The organism is Evansella sp. AB-P1 (genome assembly GCF_029688925.1).
Taxonomy (GTDB): domain Bacteria; phylum Bacillota; class Bacilli; order Bacillales; family Salisediminibacteriaceae; genus Evansella.
This window is the reverse complement of the sequence record NZ_JARUKY010000039.1, coordinates 1-3,649: the sequence shown is the minus strand read 5'-3', so window position 1 is coordinate 3,649 and position 3,649 is coordinate 1. Positions and strand designations below refer to the sequence as shown.

General features: G+C 36.0%; 2 protein-coding genes. Both read left to right on the top strand.

Annotated elements, in window-relative coordinates; translation table 11 throughout:
- The first annotated feature begins 512 nt into the window (after positions 1-512).
- A complete protein-coding gene (locus QA612_RS22380; RefSeq protein WP_278286053.1) occupies positions 513-2,183 on the top strand; it encodes a glycoside hydrolase family 13 protein in 1,671 nt (556 codons plus the stop codon).
- A 191-nt stretch (positions 2,184-2,374) separates the two neighbouring features.
- A complete protein-coding gene (fabF, locus tag QA612_RS22375) occupies positions 2,375-3,613 on the top strand; it encodes a beta-ketoacyl-ACP synthase II (RefSeq protein WP_278286052.1) in 1,239 nt (412 codons plus the stop codon).
- Positions 3,614-3,649 lie beyond the last annotated feature (36 nt).

Sequence of the window (3,649 nt, the reverse complement as noted above, 5' to 3'; positions counted from 1 at the left end):
ATTGTAAATGGGAATGCTGAATTTTCAGTTGAGGGAGATAGAAATAACAGGTATAACATAGAAGGAATAAATGTTGAATTTATCGTTCTTGAATCGGAATGATCATAGGAGACACTGGCATGATCATATCATGTCCAAACTAAAGCTACTAGCTAATACCTTATGGAACGTTTAACGATAGTTTCAAGTAAGTGTAGAACGGAAAACAATGTTCCAATTCAATAGTTGTTCTAAAAAAATGAGTTTGGAATTATCCAAGCTTATTTTAAGTTATACCGTTTAAAATGTATAACACAAAATATAGAAATTAAAACTGACTTACGCACCGTTGTGGAAGGGGGCATATGAAAGGTAAATCCATTTCAATTTAATGGACAGGAAAATATAGGTATAATGGAAATACAATTAGCATGTAATAAAGGTGGTTAGATTTATTTTACATAATGACATAACGTCATGAACATACCTGTCGTAGCAACTTCCTAACACGCTAAGGAGATGAGGAAATGGAAATTTCAAAAAAATGGTGGAAAGAAGCGGTTGCCTATCAAATATATCCTCGAAGCTTTATGGATTCAAATGGAGACGGAATTGGGGATATTCAGGGAGTCATTTCGAAACTCGATTATTTACAAGACTTAGGAATCGATGTCATCTGGATCTGCCCAATCTATCAATCACCCAACGATGATAATGGGTACGATATTAGTGATTATCAAGATATTATGGATGACTTCGGAACAATGGAGGATTTCGATCAGTTATTAAAAGAAGTCCATCAACGAGGGATGAAGTTAATTATGGACCTTGTCATAAACCATACGTCAGACGAGCATCCGTGGTTTATGGAATCTAGATCGTCGAAAACGAATGCCTATCGAGATTATTATATTTGGTATCCTGGTAAAAATGGTGAGGAGCCGAACAACTGGGAATCTATCTTTGGTGGATCTGCCTGGGAATTTGATCCTAATACAAAGGAATATTACATGCATGTTTTTTCAAGAAAACAACCTGATTTAAACTGGGAAAATGCGGATGTAAGGCAAGACCTCTACGAGATGGTAAATTGGTGGTTAGATAAAGGAATTGATGGGTTTCGAGTAGATGCTATTTCACATATAAAAAAAGCACCTGGCTTTCCAGACCTACCGAATCCAAACAACGAAAAGTACGTTCCATCCTATGATGGACATATGAATCAAGAAGGAATTGATGTTTTTTTAGAAGAACTTAAAAGGGAAACCTTTGATAATTATGACATCATGACAGTTGGAGAAGCAAATGGCGTAAGTGTGGAAGATGCAGATCGTTGGGTTGGTGAAGATCGAGGCTATTTTAATATGATTTTTCAATTTGAACATTTGGGACTTTGGAAAAAAAGTAAAACTGGGGGATTAGACCTCCCTGCATTAAAAAGGACGTTATCGAAATGGCAGAATGGTTTAGATGGTATTGGCTGGAATGCATTATTTTTAGAGAATCACGATCAACCACGTTCTGTTTCCACTTGGGGCGATAGTGAACGATACTGGGAAAAGTCGGCGAAATGCCTTGCAACCATGTTTTTTTTCATGCAAGGAACCCCTTTTATTTATCAAGGGCAAGAAATAGGGATGACAAATGTAAAGTTTGATTCCATAGAAGATTATAATGATGTTGCCATAAAAAACATGTATAAGGAAGAAATAGAAAAGGGAACACCCCATGATGACATTATGGAAATCATTTGGATGAACGGACGTGATAATTCACGAACACCAATGCAATGGAATACAACAATGAATGCTGGTTTTTCAACGGGTATTCCATGGCTGAAAGTGAATCCTAATTATGAAACGATTAATGTAGAAAAATCCATCAAGGATCTAAAGTCCATATACCATTATTATAAGACGCTTATTCAATTGCGAAAAGAAAATGATGTCTTTATCTATGGTTCCTATGAGCTGATCTTAAAGAAGCATAAAAAAATATATGCCTATATAAGAAAACAAAAGGAGGAGGTTGCTTTAATTGTAACTAATCTTTCAAAGAAGGAAGTAACATGTAATATTCCAACACGATTACCATTTAAAACAAAAGAGCTTTTAATATGTAACTATGACTTCAATGACACGGAATGGAAATATAGATTAAAGCTAAAGCCTTATGAAGCCAGGATATATAGATTATTAACATAGTTCTTTGGTAATAAGATTAAAACACAAAACGCTAGAGTAATCAGATGGATAAAGAATTTACATGATGTTCGTCTTTTTTTTTATACGTGAATCATGTAAAATAGTAAGTATTATCTTATAATATGACCAGGTACTAACAGAGAGTTTGTCAATAAATATAATTATTGGTGATTAGATTAGGGGGAAGTAAAGTGACGAAGAGAGTAGTTGTTACAGGAATTGGTGCAGTAACCCCACTAGGTAATGATATATCTACTACTTGGGAAAATATTAAAAAAAGTGTTTCAGGTATTGGACCTGCTACGAGATTTGATGTGGATAAATCCAATGTGAAAGTGGCAGGAGAAGTAAAAAATTTTAACCCTGGTGATTTCATGGACTTTAAAGAAGCGAGAAGAATGGCTCGATTTACCCATTTTGCCATTGCTGCAAGTAAAATGGCAATGGAAGATGCTCGTCTTAAAGTAGGAGAAGATATCGACCCAGAACGTATTGGAGTGTGGATTGGGTCTGGGATTGGTGGTTTAGATGAATTCGAAATTCAACACAAACGTTTTTTAGATAAAGGTCCTAAACGAGTAAATCCATTCACTATTCCAATGCTTATTCCTGACATAGCTTCAGGAAGAGTATCAATAGAATTAGGTGCAAAAGGAATTAATAATTGTTCGGTAACAGCATGTGCTTCTGGAGCAAATTCAATAGGGGACTCTTTCCGTGTAGTTCAAAATGGGGTAGCGGATATAATGATTGCAGGTGGAGCCGAAGCTGCAATTACAGGTATGACCGTTGCAGGCTTTTCCAATATGACTGCTCTATCTACAAATCCTGACCCAAATACAGCTAGTCGTCCATTTGATAAAAATCGAGATGGCTTTGTCATTGCAGAAGGTTCGGGAGTAATTATTCTTGAAGAGTTAGAACATGCTTTATCTCGTGGTGCAAAAATTTATGGTGAAGTTGTTGGCTATGGTGCAACAGGAGATGCTTATCATATTACAACTCCAGCCCCTAATGGGGAAGGGGGACAACGGGCAATGAAACTAGCTTTAGAGGATGCTAGCTTATCTCCTGAACAGGTTGATTATATTAATGCACATGGTACATCGACACATTATAATGATATGAACGAAACGAAAGCAATAAAAGAGATATTTAGTGAACATGCCTATCGTTTATCCGTTAGCTCTACCAAATCCATGACCGGTCATTTATTAGGAGCTGCTGGCGCAATTGAAGCAATCTTCTCCTTATTAGCAATAAACGATAGTATTATTCCAGCAACGATAAATTATGAGACCCCTGATGAAGAATTAGATTTAGACTATGTGCCTAATATTGCGAAAGAGGCAAAGGTAAATACCGTATTATCCAATTCATTAGGCTTTGGTGGTCATAATGTAACTCTAGCATTTACAAAATATCAATAAATATAGAATAGCTGTGGAGAGAGTTTCTCCATAGCT